Consider the following 22520-nt stretch of genomic DNA (forward strand, 5'->3'; position numbering starts at 1 on the left):
CGAAGTGATCAGTCCTCAAAACGCTTCGCACGGCTTTCATAGATTGAAACAATAAATAATCCAATCGCGGCAAAGCCAAGACATTGCAGACCCAAAGCAAATTTGCCCCATTGCTGTTGCTGTTCGGGCAAATAGCCAAACAGGGTAATTAAAGCAATGATGGGAATCACCTGGCTCAAGGCGCTAAAGCCATTTGCATAGGGATTGGATTTCGAAATTTTCAGACGGAAATGGTGCAGTAAATGCATGACAATTCCAATCACTAAACTCACCCCAACAAATACTGGATCTAACTGGGCTACAGTTGATGCTGTATAAATCAAAATACAGGTCGCGATGATGGCGATGAGTTTGATTTGACGGCTACAGCGTTCCGAATACCAGAACTCAAGCATGGGGTGAACCTGCATCTGATTTGTTCTGATTGAGCAGCGACAATGGTGAAAACAGGCAAATCGCCAGAGCCATAAAGGCAATGCCCTGTGCACCCGGAATCAGGATTTCACCCTGTTGCATATTCATAAAAACTAAAGCAATTAATAGCGCAATTGGAATCCAAGTCAGTAATCTATATAAAAAACCGCTCGGGTTTTTGCTGGCAAAGTGGATTTTGCAGTAACGACAGATCAGAAAAATGATGCCGGTCCCGACAAACATCAAAATCGAATCTAAGGGCAGTGGTTGCATCCAGTACAACACGGCAGCCATCACAGCAATCACAATAAAGATCAACAGTTTTTTGAGAACAGACACCTGCGGATTAAACCAGAACTCAAGCATAATGATGAAAGAATAGAAGAGATAATCGGCACTTTAGCATATTTTGAGTATAAAAAAGCGAGGTCGTTGCCTCGCTAAATTACGCGATTTTCTCAGCTATTTTTTTGTGGACCCCAGTCATATATTTTCTTCTGGTAGGCATACCACATCATCCACAAGCCAATCAGGATCATTGGCAGGCTCAGGAATTGTCCTTTGCTCATCCAGCCAATAAACAGCTGGCCATTATCCGGCTCACGGAAGAATTCAACCACAAAACGTGCCAGACCATAACCGATCAGGAACAGGGCCGAAACAGCCATACGTGGACGCGGCTTGGAACTGAACCACCACAGTACAATAAACAGGATCAGGCCTTCACACAGTGCCTGATACAGTTGTGATGGGTGACGTACCAGTTGCAGCGGGTCGGTCGGGAAAATCATGCCCCAGGCAAAGTTTGGGTCGGTCACCTGACGGCCATACAGTTCGCCGCCAATAAAGTTACCAATCCTGCCAAACATCAACCCTGTTGGTACGCAGGGTGCGATAAAATCCAGAGTCTGGAACCAGGTCATCTTATATTTCTTGCACCACCATAACATGGCCAGAATGACCCCGAGGAAACCGCCGTGGAAACTCATGCCACCGGTCCAGATCTGGAACAGCCATAAAGGATCGGCCAGGAACTGGGAAAAACCGTAGAAGAAGACATAACCGACACGGCCACCGATGATCACACCGAGAGCGCCGAAGAAAATCAGGTCAGACACCATATCCGGTGTCCAGCCACGTTGTTTGGCGCGAAACGTCGCCAATCCCCAGGCAAATAAAAATGCCAGTAAGTACATCAGTCCATACCAGTGGACTTGTAAGGGCCCGAGCGAAATCGCAACGGGATCAATATTGGGATAGGTGAGCATTCCTGTTCCTTGTGATTCGGTTTTGCACAGATTTTAGCTTAAAGCAAAGAAAAATGTTGTACATTCAATGTGTAAAGATCGAGAGCGTAAATTATGTGTATCGTGGCATTGGCTTGGAAGGTTCTGGATCAGAGCCCATTATGTCTGATTTCGAATCGGGATGAGTTCTATCAGCGTCCTACGCAGGGGCTGCATGAATGGGAGAATAGTCCGATAATTGCCGGGCAAGATTTACAGTCGGGCGGTACCTGGATGGGTATTACGGCTTCTGGTCGCTGGGCGGTGATTACTAATTTTCGTGATGGACAGGACAAAGGGCATTATCCGACTTCACGTGGACATATCATCCAGAACTTTTTAGATTCTGACTTAACGCCGATTCGTTTTGCGCAAGATCTGGAACAACGCCAGTGTGACTATGCCGGCTTTAACCTGTTTGTGGGGGATCAAGATCAGGCGGTGTATATGAGCAATCGCGGTGAAGCACCGCAAGTACTGGCGCATGGCGTCTATGTGGTTTCGAATGGCCTAATGAGCGAAGACTGGTACAAGACCCGACATTTACGTAAACGCTTTACCCAGGAATTTTTACCGATGCTGCAACACCAGGAGATCGCAGAAGCAGATTTGTGTCATGCAGTCTGGGATATTCTGGAAGATGAACGTAAGGTGATTCCTGAACTTCTGCCAGATACCGGCATCTCCGTGGAAATGGAACAGCTGCTGTCTTCGACTTTTATTCAGAGTCCGGCCTATGGCACCCGATGCTCCAATTTTTTGAGAATGCAGCAGGGACGATGGCACTGGATCGAGAAGTCACAACAAGGTGCGACCGCAGGTCAAACTATTGAGAAAATAATTAGCCTGAAATAATCACCGGATATAAAAAATGCCGACTTGACGTCGGCATTTTTGAATAACAGCTTTTTTTATACGCTTGCTTGTTCCAAAGCCTCACCCGCAATGGCGCCGCCATCTTTACGGGTAATGACCACAGTTGCAGAGCGAGGTACTTTGCCTAAACGGCTATAACGCTCGCTTTGGTTGGCTGGCCATGCACCCCCTGGATGCTGAACGTTGACAAAGATCGCTTTATAGTCCGGGGTAATAGTCACGCCGGTAATTTCACAACCCGATGGACCAGTCAAAAAGCGACGAACACGATCATTGCTGAGTTTGGCACCAACAAAGGTTTCCTGTCCTTCTGCTTTGGTGCTGGCTGCAAGCGCTTTAGCACCATCACCCACAGTACCCGGAAGTGCTGCCAGCATCATGCAGTTGGTTTCATCGGTGTACTGACCATCATCCGTCTGAATCCACAGAATACCGCGCGGATCGAACCACATGCCGTCCGGGCTGGAGAAGTCATTTAAATCATCCAGACCTGACAGGTTGATGTTAGAAGCAGCACGTGCTTCTGCACCGAACAGGAAAATATCCCAAGCAAAACTTGTCGCTGTAACTGTATTTTTAGCTTCACTGAAACGAATGATATGACCATTCATATTGCCTGAATTGCTGGCGCTTGAACCTTTAAAGTCGATGTAGCTACGTGGGTTGGCAGCATCAGTTTCATATGCACGACCACGGTTGCTGTTGTTGGTTAAGGTTACATACACTTCACCATTTTCGGGATTCACGGCAACCCATTCTGGACGGTCCATTTTGGTCGCACCAACATGGTCAGCAGCAAGACGGGCATTGATGACGATGTCATCCTGGCCTGCAAATGGATAGATTTCATTAGCAGTAGTTAAACCATTTTTGCCATGAGTCAGTTCTACCCATTCACCTGTACCGTCATCATTGAATTTAGCGACATATAATGTCCCTTTATCCATGTATTTATCACCAGCGGTATAACCACCATTGACGTCTTTTGGATCCCAGACGGCTTCAGAAACAAATTTATAGATATATTCGCCGGTCGCGTCATCACCCATATAGAAAGCTAATGGCTGACCCGGAATAGGGTTACTACATCGGCAGTCCTCGTGTGCAAAACGACCCAGTGCAGTACGTTTAACTGGACGTGTAGTCGCGCTAAATGGATCAATCTCTACAATGAAGCCACAGGTATTCATGACATTACGATAATCTGCTAAAGCATTTGTGCCTTTAACTGAAATATCCCAACGATCATAAAGTCCTTTATCACCGGTTAATTCAGCAACAGGAGTATTCCAGCGGTATTGAGATGAACGGGCATCAGTACCACCACGACCATAACGTGATAATGAAATTTCTTCTTTTGCAATAGCGCGGGTGTCATTGGCTTGACGAGCGAAATAACCACTCCAGTTTTCTTCAGCCGTTAAGTAAGTTCCCCATGGCGTATAACCATTACCACAATTGGCAAAGGTACCGCGAGTTAACGTCCCATCTGGTGAGAAAATAGTTTTGACTAAGTCAGAACCACGCGCTGGCCCATTAATTTCCATCTCGGTTGCTGCAGTGATACGACGGTTAAAATTAGAATTTAAGTTGATTTTAACGTCTTGTGTATTTGCATCTTTGCTGATCTCAATAACAGAAACACCATGCGCATTCACTTCACGGAGTACCTGATCTTCTGGACGTACACCATCGATGGTAATTGTACCTTCTGGTGTATGGAGCTGAGATTGTTGTAGGTATTCGTGGTTTAGAACAAGTAAACCTTGTGTTGATTCTTTGGCAGCATAATTTTTATTGATTGGATGCATACCGAAGAAGCTCATACCATCATGGTTATCGCCTGAACGGAACTGGTAAGAAGCACCAGAAGCTAAGGTTGCATCGGTCTTTTCTGGATAAGCAGGGTTGATTGGATCGCCTACTGCATACAATACTTTAAGCTCATAACCTTCAGGAACACTGAAGAAGTTTTGGGTATTCTTGCGAACCGGTTCAAAGACTAATTTATTCGGACGTGCTTTTAGATCACTCCAGGCATGTTGATCTGGGCTAGTGGTATCTGGCGGTGTAGTTGGATTACTGTCAGGTGTACCAGAATCATTATCATCATCTGAACAACCACTTACTGTTGCTGCAAATGCTAATGCCATTGCCCCACTTGTAGTTTTCGCAATAAAGCTGCGGCGGCTAGTATATTGATCCAGAATCGTTTGGAAGTGCGTGTTGTTTGAGTTGTTACTGTCTTCAACCAGATCCTGGCAAGGTATCATGTCTTCATTTTTCATTTTAAAGTCCCAATTAAAAAATAAGTGCTTGGTGGTGTAGAAGTTTTCAATACCTTAAGCTTGGGATATGACAGTAATCTTAAGGAAATGTTGCATTAAAATTAAATAAATCAGTATTTTATTGAAAATTGGAAACAAAAAGACAGCCAGAGCTGCCTGAGTAAGTCGATATTTTTGTTGTTTTGGCTGGTTATTATTATTCGGTCTTTAAACGACGTTTTTCAATCAGTTTCCCTGCCAGCAAACCCAGTTCAAACAGCAGCCACATCGGGACAGCCAGCATGATCATTGACAGGGCATCCGGGGGCGTCACAAACATTGCTACAAAGAAGCAACCCACAATAATAAAGCGCCGTTTCTCTACCAGAGTCTGGGTCGAAACTGCGCCAATCAAGATCAGAACCAGGGTAATAATGGGAATCTCAAAAGTAAAACCAAAGACCAGAAACAGCTTTAAACAGAAGCTAAGATAACTGTTGATGTCGGTCATCGGGGCTACAGTTTCAGGCGAAACACTGATAAAAAAATGCAGAATCGAGGGCAATGCCACAAAGTAGGCAAAGCTGATGCCGGTATAAAAAAGTACGATACTGCCGATCAGAAGCGGCAAGGCCAGGCTCTTTTCCTTGGCATACAGCGCAGGCTTAATAAAGGTCCAGAGCTGATACAGGATGAACGGCATCGCGATCATCAGCGCGACAAAGAAGTTCAGCTTAAAAGGTGCCATGAAGGTTGCAGTGACATCCGTGGCAATCATGGTTGAACTGGCAGGTAGCTGTGCACGCAACGGTTCAGACAACCATTGATAAGTCTGATTAGCAAAGGGTAATAAGCAGAAAAACAGGCCAATCAGGACAGCAACCACTTTAAACAGATGCTTTCTTAAGATGATCAAATGCTGGGTAATCGGCATCTGTTCAAGATTCAGCGCTGCAGAATCATTTGAGGCGGGTGTGGTCGGTAAGGATGTCATACGGCCACCTTCATTTTTGTATAGCGTTGTTCTGAAATCACGGTTTGAATTGCTGTAGGCTTGGGTAAATACACGGGGGATACAGGCTGTATCACCGGTTGATAGCTGAGCAAAGACTGAGCAGACAGAGGTTTTATTTTTAATTGATCCGCTGCAATCGGCTGCTGCAAATCTGTCATTTGTGCCTGCATCTTGGCTTCCAGTTCCTGAATCCGTTGCATTTCAGCCTGCATCTGTTCACGTAGCTCAGACAGGCGCAATTCACGATCAAGATCATTCTGAACATTGCTCACCATACGCTTGATCTTGCCGTACCATGTTCCGACAAAACGTACTGCTTCCGGAAGCTTATCTGGCCCAAGAACCAAAAGTGCAATAATTCCGAAAATCAGCAGCTCGGTCATTCCAATATTGAGCATAGCGAACTCTTAACTTTTAACCGAATGTTCAGGCGTTTTGACCTGGGCATCAATGGTGCGCGGCTCTGCAAGCTGAGCTTGTTCAGCCTCTTCATCTTTGACTGATTTTTTAAAGTCTTTAATCGCGCCGCCGACGTCTTTACCCAGATTTTTAAGTTTTGATGTACCGAACAATAAAATCACCACAATTGCAAAAATCAGCACATGCCAAATTGATAATCCTGCCATTATTTTATCCTCTATATTTTATGTACCTATCTCAGCAGGCTTGTATGACAGCGCGGTGACGCTTTGATGACAGTTTGCCGACACGGCAGCAGGGGAATGAATCACTCATATAAAAAAATTCATAATTCAATGAAAAGTATGCTGTGCTAGCATACAGCCTGATATGGAAATCTCAGCAGCATTGTCATGGCCTTGATTCTTCCCCTCCTGTCTTTTCTGATCGGTTATTGGGGTGTGCAATATTTAAAACCGGTTCGCCCTCTCTTGGCAGCTTTATTGGCACGGGTCCTGATTCCGGTACTGATTATTTACAATATGGTGTTTTACCAAGAGGGCAGTTTGTGGCTGATTGCCTTCAGCTTTTTCTGTTCCTGCGTATTCTTTGCCTTGTTTTATTTCACCCTGAAAAATAAACTGCGTGCCTTATGCCTGAGCTATTTAAATGGGGCATGGCTGGGAATTCCTTTTGCACTGGCAGTTTTTGGCCCGCAAGCGACCAGTACCGTAGTTGCCCTGTACATCGGTGGTTCCTTGTTTGGCAATGTCTGTGCGGTGATGGCAGTCAGTGAAGCCAGACAAGATAGCGGCTATATTTTAAAGAATGTGCTGCTCTCACCACCTGTGGTGGCACTGTCTGTAGCAGCTTTATTATCATTTTGGGATTTGAGTCATTGGCAGCAAGTGCCTGGGATAGAGATACTGTATCAGGCCAATAAAGTACTGGTCACTTTTAGCGGCATGTGTGTGCTGGGAATGTGGCTGAGCAATGTGCGGATCAGCCGCTTCGATTTAATGCGTAGTCTGCAACTGATTTTTTATAGAGGGCTGTTTGCGGTTTTGCTATGTGTTGCCGCCTATTATTATTTACCTATTCCGCAGCAGACGCTGACCTATGCGGTACTGCTGATGTTCTTTTTATTGCCGCCTGCAGCCAATATTGTGGCACTGGAAACCCATTATCAGGGAACAGGCCATTCCGCCAAATATATTGCTTCGGGAACTTTGGCCAGCGCGATCTTGATTGCCTTATATGGGGTAATCGTGCATGCGTTGATGCCTACGCTATAGATTCCCTCTACTTTTAGGAGATGAGAAACGCTGTTTCGCAAGGGGAGAGGTGTATTTTAAAAATCCCTCACCCCAGCCCTCTCCCAAAGGGAGAGGGGGTAATGAGAGGAGAAACTTACTTCTCCAAACTCTTCTTAAACAGCTGCATCGCTTGCCCACGATGACTGATTTTATTCTTTTCTTCCTTGCTCATTTCTGCACTGGAAATCCCCAGTTCCGGTAACCAGAACAACGGGTCATAGCCAAAACCATTTTCACCACGCGCAGCTTCCAGAATTTCCCCGTGCCAGATACCCTGAAAGACTTGCGGTAAGGGATCTTCGGCATGTTGAACCAGTGCCAGTACGCAAACAAACATGCCCTCAATCACTTCACCATCTTGGCGTAAGGGTTTGAGATCGGCCAGCAGTTTTTCATTATTGGCGGCATCGTTGCCATGCTCACCGGAATAACGAGCCGAGTAAATGCCGGGAGCGCCGCCAAGAACTGGCACACAAATGCCTGAATCATCTGCAATAGCAGGTTTTCCGGAAATTTTAGAAGCATGGCGAGCCTTAATAATCGCATTTTCTACAAAGCTTAGACCATCTTCGATCGCATCTTCGATATTCAACTTGCCCTGGGCCACGACTTCAACCGGCAGTTGTAGCTCGGCAAACAGTTTTTCAAACTCGGCAATTTTACCTTTGTTATTACTTGCCAATACCAGTGTGCCTTGGGATAACCAGTCAGTTGCAGCCATGTCAAAAACTCATTATTAGATAAAGAATGGGCGCTATTTTAGCAATGGATGAAGAATTTGCGGCAATAAAAAAGCACCCGAAGGTGCTATTTATACCATTCAGCTTATTGTGCCTGAATCCATCTGTCGGCACGATCACGCGCCTGACGGATCTGCTCTTGGGTTAAATTCGCCGCCAAGGCAGTTTTTCTGCCTTCCGACAGCGTAATCACCTTATTGTCGAGCATGCCATCACGGGTAGAAAGTTCATACCACTGGTAAGCGCCCATATAGTTTTTCTTTTTCTCTTCCATCATTGCCAGGTTAAAGCTGGCACGGTTATCGCCACGGCTAGCCGCTTTTTCAAAATACTGACGTGCCAGCGCTTCATCTTTTCTGGTGCCAATGCCATCGGCCAGCATACGGCCTACATTCAGCTGTGCAACTGCCAGACCTTGATCCGCAGCAGCTTTATACCAGGCAAAGGCCTGTCGTTCATCTTTTTGAATATCTTTACCATACTGGTATTTGGTGGCCAAATAAAACTGTGCACCGGCCTGACCAGCTTTCGCTGCTTTGGTCAGACTATTGATATCCATGATGGAATACTGAGCCGCTTGACTGGCAACAGATGGACTAGGTGCAACATAATCTGCATGGGCTTGCATGCCAAAAAGTCCCGCCAGTAGCGTCGTACTTAATAATAATTTTTTCATAGCGCGCTCACTCGATAAATTGCGACTTCACCAAATAGATTAGGGAGATGCTTGCTCAGCAAACTATCTTCTTGATTCCCGTTCACAGCGAGTCGATTAATAATTTTGATGTTATTTTCCGCACAAAGTGCTTCAAAATCACGAAATGTACATAAGTGGATATTCGGGGTGTTATACCACATATACGGCAAGGCTTCAGAAACCGGCATTCTCCCTTTGATTGCCAAGAAAGACCGGGTCTTCCAGTGCGCAAAGTTCGGAAAGGTAATAATGGCCTGTTTCCCTACACGCACCATATCACGCAATAATACGTCAGGTGCATCTACAGCTTGCAAAGCTTGTGCCATGACCACATTGTCAAAAGACTGGTCGGCAAAACGGCTTAAACCAAGGTTTAAGTCTTGCTGGATGATATTTAACCCGCGACTGACTGCAATTGCAATCTTTTCCTGATCAATTTCTAATCCATATGCACGAATATCGTGCTTTTTGCTCATTTGTGCCAGCAGTTCACCATCGCCACAACCAAGGTCGAGTACGCTAGAACCGGGCTTAATCCACTTTTCAGCGAGTTGTTGATCGATACGCATTATACGGCCTCCTTTGGTGTTGCTTTCAGGTGTTCTTCACCACCCAGGAATGCACGCAAAGATTTTACATAGAGCGGAATTGGGAACAGGAAAGAGTCATGACCCTGTTCGGCATCAATATCCAGATAGCTCACAGGTTTGTGATTGCTGATCAAGGCATCCACGATTTCCTGTGAGCGGGCAGGGGTAAAACGCCAGTCAGTCGTGAATGACACCACCAAGAATTTGCACTGGGTATTGGCCATGGCTTTTTTGAGCGACTGTTCATATTCACGCGACGGATCAAAGTAATCCAGTGCCTTGGTCATGATCAGATAGGTATTGGCATCGAAGTTACGGCTGAACTGTTCACCCTGATAACGCAAATAGCTTTCGACCTGAAATTCAACATCGAAACCATACATAAATTTGCCTGATTTCAAATCGCGGCCAAACTTCTGCTTCATGGCTTCTTCGGACAGGTAAGTAATATGGCCCACCATACGTGCCAGAATCAGGCCACGTTTGGGATAGCTGTCATTTTCCAGATAACGGCCATTATGGAAATCTGGGTCTGACAAAATCGACTGACGTGCTACTTCGTTAAAGGCAATATTCTGTGCAGAAAGTTTCGGAGCGCTGGCAATAATCACGCATTTTCTTAAACGGTTTGGATAATCCACTGACCATTGCAATGCCTGCATGCCACCTAGTGAACCGCCAATGATGGCATCCCAGATATCAATCCCTAAACGGTCAGAGAGCAGGGCTTGGGTTTTGACCCAGTCACGGACCGTAACCAGTGGGAAATCTGGACCATACGGGCGGTTATCATTTTCAGGATTGGGTGAGGTTGGGCCGGTAGAGCCATTACAGCCACCAATATTATTCAGTGAAACCACAAAGAATTTTGAAGTATCAATGGCTTTGCCGGGACCAATGCATGAATCCCACCAACCGGCTTTTTTATCATCTTCATGATGATAGCCAGCAGCATGGTGATGACCGGAAAGGGCATGACAAATCAGAATGGCATTGGACTTATCGGCATTGAGTTCGCCATAAGTTTCAACCATCAGTTCAAAACGTGGGAGGATGCGACCGCATTCAAGCTCTAACGGCTCTTCAAATTGGAACTTTTGTGGGACAACAATGCCCACTGAGTCAGCTGGAAAAGACACGGGGAGGATTCGCCTTAAATCTTTAGTATGAATAATAAAAGGATACCATTTGCCGGTATCCTTCTAAAGTCATTTTAGTGCTATGAATTATTGCTAATTCTAATACAGCCGTTTAGACCGCAGCAGCAATCACCTGATCAGTGCTTAATACACCCTGATCAATCAGGCGGTTGGTCGAGGCAATAATTGCTTCAATGGAAGAGGTCACGATGTTGTCATGTACCCCGGCACCAAAGGCAGATTTACCGGTACCTTTCACCTGAAGTTCGATCAAGGCCAAGGCTTTAGCATGTGCACCAGAACTGATGCTGCGCTCTTCATAGTTTACGACATCAATCGGTAACTGAAGTGCATCCAAAATCGCAGAAATTGGACCGTTGCCTTCACCGCGAACACGGCGTGACTGGCCATCAATTTCAAGATCCAGCTCAATCACCTGATTGCCGTTATCATCCGACAATTTGTAGTTTTTCGCAGAATAGTGAACGTTTTTAGCATCCACATAGGTTTCTTTGAACAACTTCCAGATTTCAGTCGCACTGATTTCAGTGCCTTGCTCATCGGTACGCTTTTGTACAATTTGAGAAAATTCAATTTGTAAACGACGCGGCAAGATCACGTTGTAGTTAGATTCTAATAAGTAGGCAATACCACCTTTACCTGATTGTGAGTTAACACGGATCACGGCATCATAGTCACGGCCCAAATCTTTCGGGTCGATTGGCAAGTACGGCATATCCCAGATTTCTTCGTTTTTCTGGAACTCGAAACCTTTTTTGATCGCATCCTGATGCGAACCCGAGAATGCAGTAAACACCAAATCACCGGCATATGGATGACGCGGGTGCACAGGTAAACCGGTACATTCTTCCACAGTCGCAATGATTTCATTGATGTTGGAGAAGTCCAAGTTTGGTGCTACACCTTGGGTATACATGTTCAAGGCAATCGCAGCCACGTCGACGTTACCGGTACGTTCGCCATTACCAAATACACAACCTTCGACCCGGTCAGCACCAGCCATAATTGCCAATTCTGAAGCGGCAATACCACAGCCGCGGTCGTTGTGGCAGTGAACTGAAATGATCACGCCATCACGACGCTGAATGTTACGGTGCATCCATTCGATTTGATCGGCATAGATGTGTGGACCTGAAACTTCTACCGTTGCAGGTAAGTTTAAGATCACTTTATTCTCTGGAGATGCTTCCCAGATTTCAGTGACGGCATCGCAGACATCTTTCGCGACTTCTAATTCGGTTGCAGTAAAACATTCAGGGCTGTACTGAAATACGAATTCAGTTTCCGGCTGTTTTGCGGCATATTCTTTCACTTTTTGTGCAGCATTAATGGCTAACTGTTTTGCACCCTCAACATCAACATTCAAGACTTTATTGCGGAATGTCGGCGAGTTAGAGTTATAGATATGTACAATGGCACGTTTCGCACCTTGTAAAGATTCAAAGGTACGCTGAATCAAATGATCACGTGCCTGAACCAAGACCTCGATATAAACGTCATCCGGAATATGACCTTCTTCAATCAATTTACGGGTGAAATCGAAGTCAATTTGCGATGCTGACGGGAAGCCGATTTCAATATGTTTGAAACCGATTTTCACCAACATCTGGAACATCTTGAATTTCTGCTCCATGTTCATTGGCTCAAAGATCGCTTGGTTACCGTCACGCAGGTCGGTACTCATCCAGATTGGCGCTTTATTGATTTCGTTGTTCGGCCATTGACGGTCTGGTAAGTCCACACGTTGATACATGCGACGGTATTTTTTACTTGGATCAGCCAACATCATGAGAGAGCTCCTTATGCTAACTTGGGTACCGTAATCTTGGTTAAAGCGGTGCGTGGGTCAGCGGCATAGATTTTGTCTATTCATTGGGTTTTAGTGACAGTCTGGTTCAAACCTGAAATATGGTCTAAATATTGGTGGTTTAGCTTCACCAAATGCACTAAATGCCTTACTTATAATTTAAAGTTTAATCCACTTATCCCGAAAAATTTTTGCTATTTTTATGGATTTTAGTCGTATGGTAATAAAGATTTTCTTATAAACTTTAAGGAGTGAAAAATATTTTCACTTATTCTAAATATTGTATTTTATATTTTCTTAATTTGGACATAATGCGTTATTTATTACGTTCAATTGTGCCACAACGCAGTATATTTTGATAAACAATAAATCCAATGATTTTCAAAGATCATTGATCTCAGGGCATCTTTTAAAGTTCCGCCCATTTACGCATTAAATTATGATACAGATTGGTCAGTTTCATGACCTCTGCATGCTGATCGCCCAGCTGCATTCTCAGGTTTTGAATACTCTGATCCAGATTAAACAGCATATGCCGCTCTGCATCATCACGGATCATGCTTTGTACCCAAAAAAATGAAGCAATTCGACAACCGGCAGTGATTGGCGTGACTTCATGCAAGCTGGTCGATGGATACAAAATCATATCGCCGGCAGGCAATTTTACTTCGTGATAACCGTAAGTGTCTTCGACTACCAGTTCACCACCGACATATTCGTCCGGCTCACTTAAAAAAACCGTACAGGATAAATCCGTTCTGAGGCGTTCATTGCTGCCGCGAATACGACGAATCGAATTGTCGACATGAAAGCCGAAAGATTCATTATTTTCATAGCGGTTAAAAAGCGGGGGAATAATATCCAGTGGAATCGCCGCCGATAAAAACAGAGCATGCTGTCCCAGCGATTCAAGAATGATCGTACTTAAATGCTGGGTCAGGGGATGATCTTCAGGTAATTGCTGATTCTGTTTCACCGTCGCAGAGAGCGTACCCGCGGTAACCTTGCCATTGACCCACTCAATCTTATTCATCTCCTCACGGAAATATTGCACCTGTTCTTTGCTCAGTACATTTGGAATATGATGCAGCACGAGAAACCCCTGAATAATCGTCTTTTAAAAATAACATAGCCCCCATCAGGAGGCTATGCGGTTGCATTGAATTAATATTTAAAGTTGACTGCTAACACTGCACTACGGCCTTCTGCTTCGGTCGCATAATGAGATGAATAGGCTTTTGTGAAGTAGCGTTCATCAGACAGGTTGTTAAGATTTAATTGCAAATCAACATTTTCATTCACGTTATAACGCGCCATGGCATCATAGCGAACATAGCCCGGTACAAACTTGGTATTAGTAGCATTACCATAGACTTTGTCCATTGCGACGGCACCAGCACCTAGGGTTAAAGCAGGAGTTACTGCATAAGTAGTCCAAAGGGTTGCACTGTTTTTCGCGACGTTTTGAACCTGATTACCATTACTTCTATTGGAAATGTAGATTGGAGCTGCTGTAGTGCCAATATTTTCATAACCACCATCAACTAACTCACTGTCTAAATAAGTATAACCAGCAGAAACTGCCCATTTATCCGTGATATTACCGTTTACGCCTAGCTCAATACCATCGACACGAGTTTCACCAATATTACTTGTGGTGCCATCATCTCCGGTCGCACGAGTATTGGTTTTTTCCGTGCGGAAAATAGCTGCAGTCAGGTTGAGCTTATCATTCAAGACATCCCATTTAGTTCCTAACTCCATGGTCCGGACTTCTTCAGGTTTAAGATTATTTATTGCAGCTGTAATCCCTTCAGAACCATCGCCACCATCTACACCGACTGGATTAGACGAAGTCGCATAACTTGCATAGATACTGCCATTTTCAACTGGTTTAAAAGTAAGACCGGCTTGATAGTTGATAAAGTCTTTATCATTTTTAATCGTAACTTGATCGCCAGCACTTGCTGTAATCGGTGTATTGTTTGCACCAGTAACTGCATTATTTCGTGCACCATAAGTCATGGTTTGCTCAGTTGAGTAGTCATCCCAACGAACGCCCAAATCTAAAAGCCACTGAGGGGTGAATTCAATACTATCCAGAAAATAAACAGACTTTGATTTGCTCTCGATATTGTAACGGTCAGCACCATTGGTACTTAACATACCTGTCCATGGAGCACGGTTAGGGTTCTGTACAGAAGTACACCAACCTGATGCAATATTGGTGACATCACCGCAAGCAGCATACGCGCTACCTGTCGCATTTAGGCCATTAATAATATATTGCGTACGATCAGTTTCCTGATCTGAATATTCGGCACCTAGATTAAAACTATGTTTAAGCATACCGGTATTAAATTTACCGGTTAAAGCAAGTTGGTCGGTAAAAGCATCAGTATCTGCTACACGTGAGTTGGCACGTGCCCAAACATTTCCTGTTAATTCACTTGTAAAACCTGCTTTGTTGTAAAAGTTACCCTGAGAGTCATCTGGATTGGTCCAAAGGTAATCATTCTTAGAGTTGCCATACACAGCTGTATTGCTAATGGTTAGATTGTCAGTTAAGTCATGTTCTAATTTGATGGTTCCGATCTGATTTTCTTGTTTTTGGAAATCACGATCTTTCCAGCCGTAATATTGACCTTGTTTAACGTCAATTGGCTTGCCATTTCCATTTAATGGACGATAGTCAGTTGCTGTTGCAGTTCTTGGAGCAGCAAATGGGTTGTTATACGGGATACCTGAGTCAGGCGTATCGTCCGATTTTAAGTAGTAATAACTGAGAGTCGCGCGAGTAGGGGTGTCCAGACCAAAGCTAATACTCGGTGCAATACCGGCACGTTTATATTCTGCACCGTCTTTCTGGCCGGCTTTTTCATTTTGATGCCCCATGACTGCCACACGTGCCGCAATACCATTACCAAAGTCTTTGTTACCATCTAAAGTAATACGTTGATAATTATCTGTGCCGCCAGCGACCGAACCTTCTAGAAAATCGCCTGCTTTAGCGACTTTAGAAATCATGTTAATGCTACCGCCAGTGGTGCCTGCACCGCCCATGGCAGAAGCAGAACCTTTGGTCACTTCAACTTGTTCTACCGCAAACATTTCACGGTTTTGTGAGGTGGCATTACGAACGCCGTCTACATACATCGAACTTTCTGAGTTATAACCACGAATAAATGGACGGTCACCATTCGGATTACCACCTTCACCTGCACCCAAGGTAATCCCCGGAACTGTACGCAGTGCATCAGCTAAAGTCGTCACTTGTGTATCGGCAATCAGCTGTTTTGAAATCACTGAAACTGACTTGGGGGTGTCGAGTAAAGGCGCAACAAATTTGCTATTCGCAGATTGATCTACTTTTAAGCTGGGTGCTTTTTCAGCTTTGACTTCTTGATGAATAGTCTCTAACTGGATCACCTGTTCTTCTGCCATCGCAGATGCAGCTACCATTGATAAAGATGAAACAATTGCAGAAGAAACGATTTTTTTACGTGTTTTAATGAAGGTCATGTTAAACCTAATAAATGAATGCTAAAAATGTATGCGAATAATAATGATTCTTGTTTTTATTTTTATCTTTTTATCATGGGAATTCATGATCTTTAAGAAAATATTAAATGAGTTTTTAAATGTAATGATATAACAATATCTACTTAAGTTTCTGATTTTAATAAATATTGAAAAATTAATCTGATTATTAAATTTTTATTGAGAATAATGATGTCTATAAAGGGACATAAATTAGGGATTTTTCGTGGAGTACTAATCTAGCGATAATAAAAAACCCTGCCAGGGCAGGGTTTTAAATAACTTTCACTTAAATATTAGAAGTCATATGAAACAGATAGCCAGTAGTTACGGTCTGGAATATAAGTACCCGCTAAACCACTCGTCGTTTTAGTATATAGGAAAGCATTTTCAACTTCGTTATCACTATTAATAAATGACTTATAGTCGCCAAAGTCTTTGTTCAATAAGTTATTCACACGACCTGAAACAGTAACTTGATTGTTGACTTTATAAGATGCACCTAAATTAAATAGCTCATAGGCTTTTAACTTATTGCCGACAGCATCAATTTCACGACTTACATTGACATCGCTTAAATCAGGATCTATGAAACGTACACGGTCAGATTTATATTCAGCTTCTAACCAGGTAGTGAACTTATCATTCACATACCAAGTTCCTGTGAAGTTCAAAGCGTGACGAGGTGTATTTTCAATAGGATTACCTTTATTTTCACCTTCGGTAATTTCAGACTCTAACCAAGTATAGTTTGCTTTTACATCAAAGCTTGGAGAAATTTCATATTTAGCACTAAGTTCCACACCGTAGCTTTCAGCTTCGCCTGCATTGCCTTTAAAGCTAAAGTTTTGCTGATTATCAAAACTGCCTACAGTCATGCAGTTGTTTGCAGGTGCTTGTCCTGTTGGGCGACCTGCCCATAAACAGTTTTCAACGACGCGTGCATCACTGATGATAATATCTTTAAACTGAGTAAAGAACGCAGTGGTAGCTAAAGAGAAATTAGACAAGTTGTCGTAAACGAAACCAAGTTCATAGTTTGTGGTTTCTTCAGGCTTAAGATCTGGGTTGCCCAAAGTCACGTTTCGGCCTTGTGAGCTAAAACCATTGATTCCATTATGAAGGTCATTCGCTGTTGGAACTTTATAGCCAGTACTTATACCACCTTTTAAAATCAACTGATCATTGGTGTTCCAAACTAAGTATGCGCGAGGTGTAAAGTGACCACCAAAAGCACTATGGTCTTCGTAGCGACCACCGAAAGTGAATGCAAGAGAATCCGTTAGATTCCATTCATCCTCAGCGAACACAGACCAAGAATCCTGTTCAAAAGCAACTCCATTACCTGCTGAGTTATCGATGGTTTCACCATCTTTATATTCAATACCAGCTGTAAGTTTATGGTTGCCAAGTGTTGAAATAATACGAGAATCAACGGTTAGGTCTTTATTTTCTAAAATACGATCTTGTGTACCATCTGAATAATAATTGTATTCAGGTACATTTCCTTTTGGAAGACGACGGCCTTCCTGTTCAGAAGAAACATAGCTTGCAAATGTTTTCCATTGACCAAAACTAAGCTCAGCATCTACACCTGCAGAAATACGATCTCTTAAGAATTTGATCTCGTCTTTATATGAACCAATCCCTGATGGTAAACCTGTCGTGCGGTTGAATTCGTAAAGTTCACCTAAACGGGCATCACTATTATCAAAACGTTGTTTAGCATGATCAAAGTCTACCCAAGTAGAGACGTTATCATTTACATTTAGCGTAAGTTTTGTACCCACAGCATAATTATTTGCTTCTACTGTACGAGGGTCACGACCTTGGCTGCCTTCATCAATAGTTTTTGCGGGTGTAACAAGTCGATCTGATTGATCGCGGTGGAAAAACTCGCCACGTACTTGTATACCAAGTTTATCTTGAATCACTGGACCATTAACAACTGCACTGGTTTTCCAGTTATTACCAATATCAGAATTTTCTTGAATATTCTGTTCAACAGAAACGTTACCATTCCATTCTGATGCAACTTTCTTGGTAATAATGTTAATGATACCGCCCATGGCATCAGAACCATAAAGGGTAGACATAGGCCCACGAATGACTTCAATACGTTCAATAGAAGCTAATGGTGGCATAAAGCTTGTACTAAATTCACCAAAACCATTTGGACCAACTGAACCAGAAGTATTCTGACGCTGACCATCGATCAAAATAAGAGTGTAAGATTGATTCAGACCACGCATTTGGATATTTAAACCACCAGTTTTGCCTTGGCCATTTCGTACGTCGACACCTGGTACTTCACTGAGCGCATCTGCAATACTGGTAATACCTTTTTTCTTTAAGTCTTCTGCAGTTACTACACTAATAGAGGCAGGCGCATTTTTTATATCTTGTTCAAAACCCGCCGCTGAAACCACAATCGTAGACATTTGATGTGTTGTTGTAGGAGTCGCTGTCTCGTTCACAGTCTCTGCGAAAGCAGATGTTGCTGTAACCCCAAGAATTGCCAATGTAAGTGGACGAAGACTAAAACTATGCATGACCAAATTCCCGAACCGAAGAATAAATTAGTATTGTTGCTCAAATAAGAAACTGGATATTAATGATAGTATTTATCATTTGCAATAAAAATATACATTTTCTCCATTTAAATTGGGTTGACTGGGCATCTGGAAAGATGGCAATTCAAATAAAAAAAGGGCTTAAAAACTGGAACTCGCGCGTATTTTTTGTATATCCTTAAATGTTGTCATATAATGTGGCACATTTTTATAAACCTGTTATAACCTAATATATAGAGGAAGCCATGCAAGTAACTTCTGAAGCGGTTTCGGGCGTTGCCCGTCGTTTAAATGTTTCTGTACCGACGAGCCGTATTAATGAGCAATTTGAAGCTCGTTTAAAACGCACTGCTAAAACTGCGAAGATCAACGGCTTCCGTCCAGGTAAAGTGCCTGTAAACGTAGTTCGTCGTGAATACGGCGCGGGTATCTACCAAGAAGTAGTAAACGATATTATTCGTGACACAGTTTTCGAAGCGATCCAGCAAGAAAAAATCAATGCTGTGGGCATGCCAAACATCGAAAAAACTGAAATGAAAGACGACGCGCTGGTATATACAGCGACTGTTGAAGTTTATCCAGAAATCGAAGTGAAATTCGACGGCTTGGAAGTTGAGCGTAAAGCAGCTGAAGTAAATGACAAAGATGTTGAGAAGATGATTGAAAATCTTCAAAAACAACGTGCTGCTTGGGCTGAAACAAAAGGCATGGCTAAAAAAGACATGCAAGTAACTTTTGATTTCGAAGGTTCAATCGACGGCGAAAAATTTGAAGGTGGTTCTGCGGAAGACTTCAAACTTGTTCTAGGTTCTGGTCGTATGATCCCTGGCTTCGAAGACGGTATCGTTGGTATGAAGAAAGGCGAAGAGAAAGTGATTGATGTAACTTTCCCTGAAGACTACCAAGCTGAAAACCTTGCTGGTAAACAAGCTCAATTCAAAATCACTGTGAAGCTTGTTGAAAAACAAAAACTTCCAGAAATCGATGCTGAATTCCTGAAAATCTTCGGTGTATCTGAAGAAGAAGGCGTTGAGAAGTTAAAAGCTGACGTTCGTAAAAACATGGAACGTGAAGTGAAGAACGGCCTTCGCAACCAGGTTAAAGGCGCGACTTTTGATGCATTAGTTGCTGCAAACGAAGTTGAACTTCCAGCTGCTATGCTTGCTCAAGAAATTGACCGTCAACGTCAACAGATGATTCAGCAGTTCACACAGCAGTTTGGTGCTCAAGGTGCGAAAGCATTTGATTCAAGCATGCTTCCAGATGAATTGTTCAAAGAACAAGCTGAAAAATCTGTAAAACTTGGCGTACTTGTAAGCCGTGTTTTAGCTGATGCGAAAATCGAAGTAGATGCTGCACGTGTTGAAGCGTACATCGAAGACATGGCTTCTTCTTATGAAGATCCAAACGAAGTAATTGAATACTTCAAAAACGATGCGCAACAACGTGCCCAAATCGAAGCAGTTGTACTAGAAGACCAAGTTGTTGATTACATTTTGGCTTCTGCTAAAGTAACTGATGCGACTGTAAGCTATGAAGACTTATTGAAAGAGCAGCAAGCTCGTCAACAAGGCTAATTTAGCTTTCGATAAAAAAGGCGCTTAATGCGCCTTTTTTCATATTGATGCCTGAAAAAAGCATTTCTGTTTTTCACAAAACTAATGCAAAAAATATAATGGATTTGTTGGCGAATTTTTTGCAATTTCAGTGATTATCCCTCATATTGTGATTATGGGTTAGGTCACAAAAAATTTAGGAATAAATAAACGTATGTATGTTCCAACGATTGAAAACGCTTTAGTGCCAATGGTGGTAGAACAATCCTCTCGTGGTGAGCGTTCTTTTGATATTTATTCACGCCTTTTGCGTGAACGTGTAATTTTTATGACGGGCGAAGTTGAAGACAACATGGCGAACCTGATCGTTGCGCAAATGTTGTTTTTAGAGGCGGAAAATCCAGATAAAGATATTCATCTATATATCAATTCACCAGGCGGTTCGGTAACTGCGGGTATGGCGATTTATGACACCATGCAGTTTATCAAACCTGATGTCGTAACGTACTGCATGGGTCAGGCAGCATCAATGGGTGCGTTCCTGCTGAATGCCGGTACCAAAGGCAAGCGTTATTGCCTTGAAAATGCCCGTGTCATGATTCACCAGCCATTGGGTGGTTTCCGTGGTCAGGCTTCAGATATTGAAATTCATGCACGTGAAATCCTGTTTATTAAAGAACGTTTAAACCGTTTAATGGCTGAACACAGCGGTCAGGATTACGAGAAAGTTGCACGTGATACAGACCGTGACAACTTTATGACTGCTCAGCAAGCGAAAGAATACGGTCTTGTGGACGAAGTTTTAACTAAACGTCCATAAGTTTTAAAGATTGAGATAGTGGAGTAAATATGTCCGAACATCCTCAAGGACAAAAGCATTGTTCATTTTGCGGTAAAACGCAGTCTGAAGTCGGGAAGCTGATTGCAGGCGAGGACGCATACATTTGTAACGAATGTGTGGACGTATGCTTAGATTTGGTTCAAACCAGTCAGCAGGTGGAAACCAATGACTGGGCCAATCGTCCTTTGCCGAAACCGCATGAAATTCGTGCGGCCTTGGATCAATATGTGATTGGTCAGGACGTCGCGAAAAAAACCTTGTCAGTTGCGGTTTATAACCATTACAAGCGCTTGAAAGTGCAAAATAATGGCAAGAAAGCTGATGATTCAGTAGAGCTTTCAAAAAGTAATATTATGTTGGTTGGTCCGACAGGATCGGGCAAAACCTTGCTTGCACAAACGCTGGCACGTCTTCTTGATGTTCCATTTGCCATGGCAGATGCAACGACACTGACCGAAGCCGGTTATGTGGGTGAAGATGTAGAAAACATCGTACAGAAGCTACTGCAAAAAGCCGATTACGATGTCGAAAAAGCGCAAAAGGGCATTATCTATATCGACGAGATCGACAAGATTACCCGCAAGTCTGAAAACCCATCCATCACGCGTGATGTATCGGGTGAAGGTGTTCAGCAAGCATTATTGAAAATGATTGAAGGTACGGTTGCATCAATTCCGCCACAAGGTGGACGTAAGCATCCGCAGCAAGAATTCATTCAGATTGATACCTCGAATATCCTGTTTATCTGTGGTGGTGCATTCTCAGGACTTGAGAAAATTGTACAGCAACGTCAGGAAAAAGGTGGCATCGGCTTTACTGCAGAAGTGCGTAAAAAAGATGAAACCAAGAAGCTGTCTGACTTGTTCCGTCAAGTTGAAGCAACTGATCTGGTAAAATTTGGTTTGATTCCAGAATTTATTGGTCGTTTGCCAGTGATTGCCACTTTAGACGAGTTGGATGAAGAAGCACTGATGCAGATTCTGACTGAGCCGAAGAACGCTTTGACCCGTCAGTATCAACATCTGTTTGATATGGAAGATGTGGATCTGGTTTTTGAAGAATCGGCATTACGCGCAGTGGCTAAGAAAGCAGTTGAGCGTAATACAGGCGCGCGTGGTTTACGTTCGATCCTAGAAAATTCATTGCTGGAAACCATGTATGACTTGCCAAGCCGTAGCGATGTCGGCACTGTCGTCATCAATGAAGCTGTGATTAAAGGTGAAGCAGAGCCGGAATACCGTGCCGAGCGTCAGCCACATGATCAGCAAGAGACAGCAACAAAAATAGATTTAAAGGTCGTAAATAGCAAATCTGCTTAATTGCTATTCGTCCGAAACGTGCGAAAACTCCGTGTTTTCGCACGTTTTTTATTTCCAAAAATAAAGCTCGGTGTTAATCTGATTAACTAGGCGTGGATGCCTAAAACTTATAAAAAACAAATCG

20 protein-coding genes are annotated in these 22520 nt (G+C 43.3%); 5 read left to right on the forward strand and 15 right to left on the reverse strand.

The window, feature by feature from the left end; genetic code table 11:
* Positions 1–8: 8 nt before the first annotated feature.
* From AC13CK_RS14945 to lgt, 3 genes are all read right to left on the reverse strand, one after another.
* Positions 9–395 (reverse strand): hypothetical protein, encoded by a 387-nt coding sequence (locus AC13CK_RS14945; protein ID WP_425879129.1) that lies wholly within the window; start codon positions 393–395, stop codon positions 9–11.
* Positions 388–780 (reverse strand): hypothetical protein, encoded by a 393-nt coding sequence (locus tag AC13CK_RS14950; protein ID WP_425879131.1) that lies wholly within the window; start codon positions 778–780, stop codon positions 388–390. Before AC13CK_RS14950 ends, AC13CK_RS14945 begins: the two co-directional genes overlap by 8 nt.
* Before the next feature lie 92 nt (positions 781–872).
* Entirely contained in the window at positions 873–1682 is an 810-nt protein-coding gene (lgt, locus tag AC13CK_RS14955; protein ID WP_005107931.1) for a prolipoprotein diacylglyceryl transferase, read from the reverse strand.
* 93 nt (positions 1683–1775) lie between these two features.
* Between lgt and AC13CK_RS14960 the strand changes: the two genes are divergently transcribed.
* A complete protein-coding gene (locus AC13CK_RS14960) occupies positions 1776–2555 on the forward strand; it encodes an NRDE family protein (protein WP_224216923.1) in 780 nt (259 codons plus the stop codon).
* Positions 2556–2611: 56 nt separating this feature from the next.
* Here AC13CK_RS14960 and AC13CK_RS14965 read toward each other — a convergent pair whose 3' ends face one another.
* The 4 genes from AC13CK_RS14965 to tatA form a co-directional block, all read right to left on the reverse strand.
* Positions 2612–4864 carry a PhoX family protein gene (locus AC13CK_RS14965; protein ID WP_425879133.1) on the reverse strand — a complete coding sequence of 751 codons (2253 nt, stop codon included), beginning with the start codon at positions 4862–4864 and terminating at the stop codon, positions 2612–2614.
* 196 nt (positions 4865–5060) lie between these two features.
* Positions 5061–5837: a twin-arginine translocase subunit TatC gene (gene tatC, locus AC13CK_RS14970; protein WP_071852257.1), complete on the reverse strand. Its 777-nt coding sequence runs from the start codon at positions 5835–5837 to the stop codon at positions 5061–5063.
* A complete protein-coding gene (gene tatB / locus AC13CK_RS14975; protein WP_425879136.1) occupies positions 5834–6256 on the reverse strand; it encodes a Sec-independent protein translocase protein TatB in 423 nt (140 codons plus the stop codon). Before tatB ends, tatC begins: the two co-directional genes overlap by 4 nt.
* A gap of 9 nt (positions 6257–6265) precedes the next feature.
* Positions 6266–6484, reverse strand: coding sequence for a Sec-independent protein translocase subunit TatA (gene tatA, locus AC13CK_RS14980; RefSeq protein ID WP_005245949.1), 219 nt, complete (start codon positions 6482–6484; stop codon positions 6266–6268).
* A gap of 186 nt (positions 6485–6670) precedes the next feature.
* Between tatA and AC13CK_RS14985 the strand changes: the two genes are divergently transcribed.
* A complete protein-coding gene (locus tag AC13CK_RS14985; protein ID WP_312326619.1) occupies positions 6671–7552 on the forward strand; it encodes an AEC family transporter in 882 nt (293 codons plus the stop codon).
* Positions 7553–7667: 115 nt separating this feature from the next.
* Here AC13CK_RS14985 and rdgB read toward each other — a convergent pair whose 3' ends face one another.
* From rdgB to AC13CK_RS15025, 8 genes are all read right to left on the reverse strand, one after another.
* Positions 7668–8294: an RdgB/HAM1 family non-canonical purine NTP pyrophosphatase gene (gene rdgB, locus AC13CK_RS14990; RefSeq protein WP_005245951.1), complete on the reverse strand. Its 627-nt coding sequence runs from the start codon at positions 8292–8294 to the stop codon at positions 7668–7670.
* Positions 8295–8398: 104 nt separating this feature from the next.
* Complete coding sequence (locus tag AC13CK_RS14995; protein WP_004647420.1) at positions 8399–8989, reverse strand: tetratricopeptide repeat protein; 591 nt, start codon at positions 8987–8989, stop codon at positions 8399–8401.
* A complete protein-coding gene (metW, locus tag AC13CK_RS15000) occupies positions 8986–9579 on the reverse strand; it encodes a methionine biosynthesis protein MetW (protein ID WP_004278415.1) in 594 nt (197 codons plus the stop codon). The genes AC13CK_RS14995 and metW overlap by 4 nt, the downstream gene beginning before the upstream one ends.
* Complete coding sequence (metX, locus tag AC13CK_RS15005; protein ID WP_213686424.1) at positions 9579–10739, reverse strand: homoserine O-succinyltransferase MetX; 1161 nt, start codon at positions 10737–10739, stop codon at positions 9579–9581. Before metX ends, metW begins: the two co-directional genes overlap by 1 nt.
* Positions 10740–10851: 112 nt before the next feature.
* Complete coding sequence (gene leuA / locus AC13CK_RS15010) at positions 10852–12549, reverse strand: 2-isopropylmalate synthase (protein ID WP_004278413.1); 1698 nt, start codon at positions 12547–12549, stop codon at positions 10852–10854.
* 427 nt (positions 12550–12976) lie between these two features.
* Positions 12977–13660 carry a Fe2+-dependent dioxygenase gene (locus AC13CK_RS15015; protein ID WP_224216997.1) on the reverse strand — a complete coding sequence of 228 codons (684 nt, stop codon included), beginning with the start codon at positions 13658–13660 and terminating at the stop codon, positions 12977–12979.
* Positions 13661–13731: 71 nt separating this feature from the next.
* On the reverse strand, positions 13732–16089 hold the full coding sequence (locus AC13CK_RS15020; protein WP_005261774.1) for a TonB-dependent receptor: 2358 nt from the start codon (positions 16087–16089) through the stop codon (positions 13732–13734).
* A gap of 314 nt (positions 16090–16403) precedes the next feature.
* The gene (locus AC13CK_RS15025) at positions 16404–18659 is read right to left on the reverse strand and encodes a TonB-dependent receptor domain-containing protein (RefSeq protein ID WP_425879142.1); all 2256 of its coding nucleotides are present in this window, start codon (positions 18657–18659) and stop codon (positions 16404–16406) included.
* A 266-nt stretch (positions 18660–18925) separates the two neighbouring features.
* Here AC13CK_RS15025 and tig point away from each other — a divergent pair, with 266 nt between their 5' ends.
* The 3 genes from tig (at position 18926) to clpX (ending at position 22396) form a co-directional block, all read left to right on the forward strand.
* Entirely contained in the window at positions 18926–20257 is a 1332-nt protein-coding gene (gene tig / locus AC13CK_RS15030) for a trigger factor (protein ID WP_004647426.1), read from the forward strand.
* 193 nt (positions 20258–20450) lie between these two features.
* Positions 20451–21056, forward strand: a complete 606-nt coding sequence (clpP, locus tag AC13CK_RS15035; RefSeq protein ID WP_004647427.1) for an ATP-dependent Clp endopeptidase proteolytic subunit ClpP — start codon at positions 20451–20453, stop codon at positions 21054–21056.
* 29 nt (positions 21057–21085) lie between these two features.
* Complete coding sequence (clpX, locus tag AC13CK_RS15040) at positions 21086–22396, forward strand: ATP-dependent protease ATP-binding subunit ClpX (RefSeq protein WP_004278407.1); 1311 nt, start codon at positions 21086–21088, stop codon at positions 22394–22396.
* Positions 22397–22520 lie beyond the last annotated feature (124 nt).

It is taken from the genome of Acinetobacter sp. L-24 (assembly GCF_056857555.1).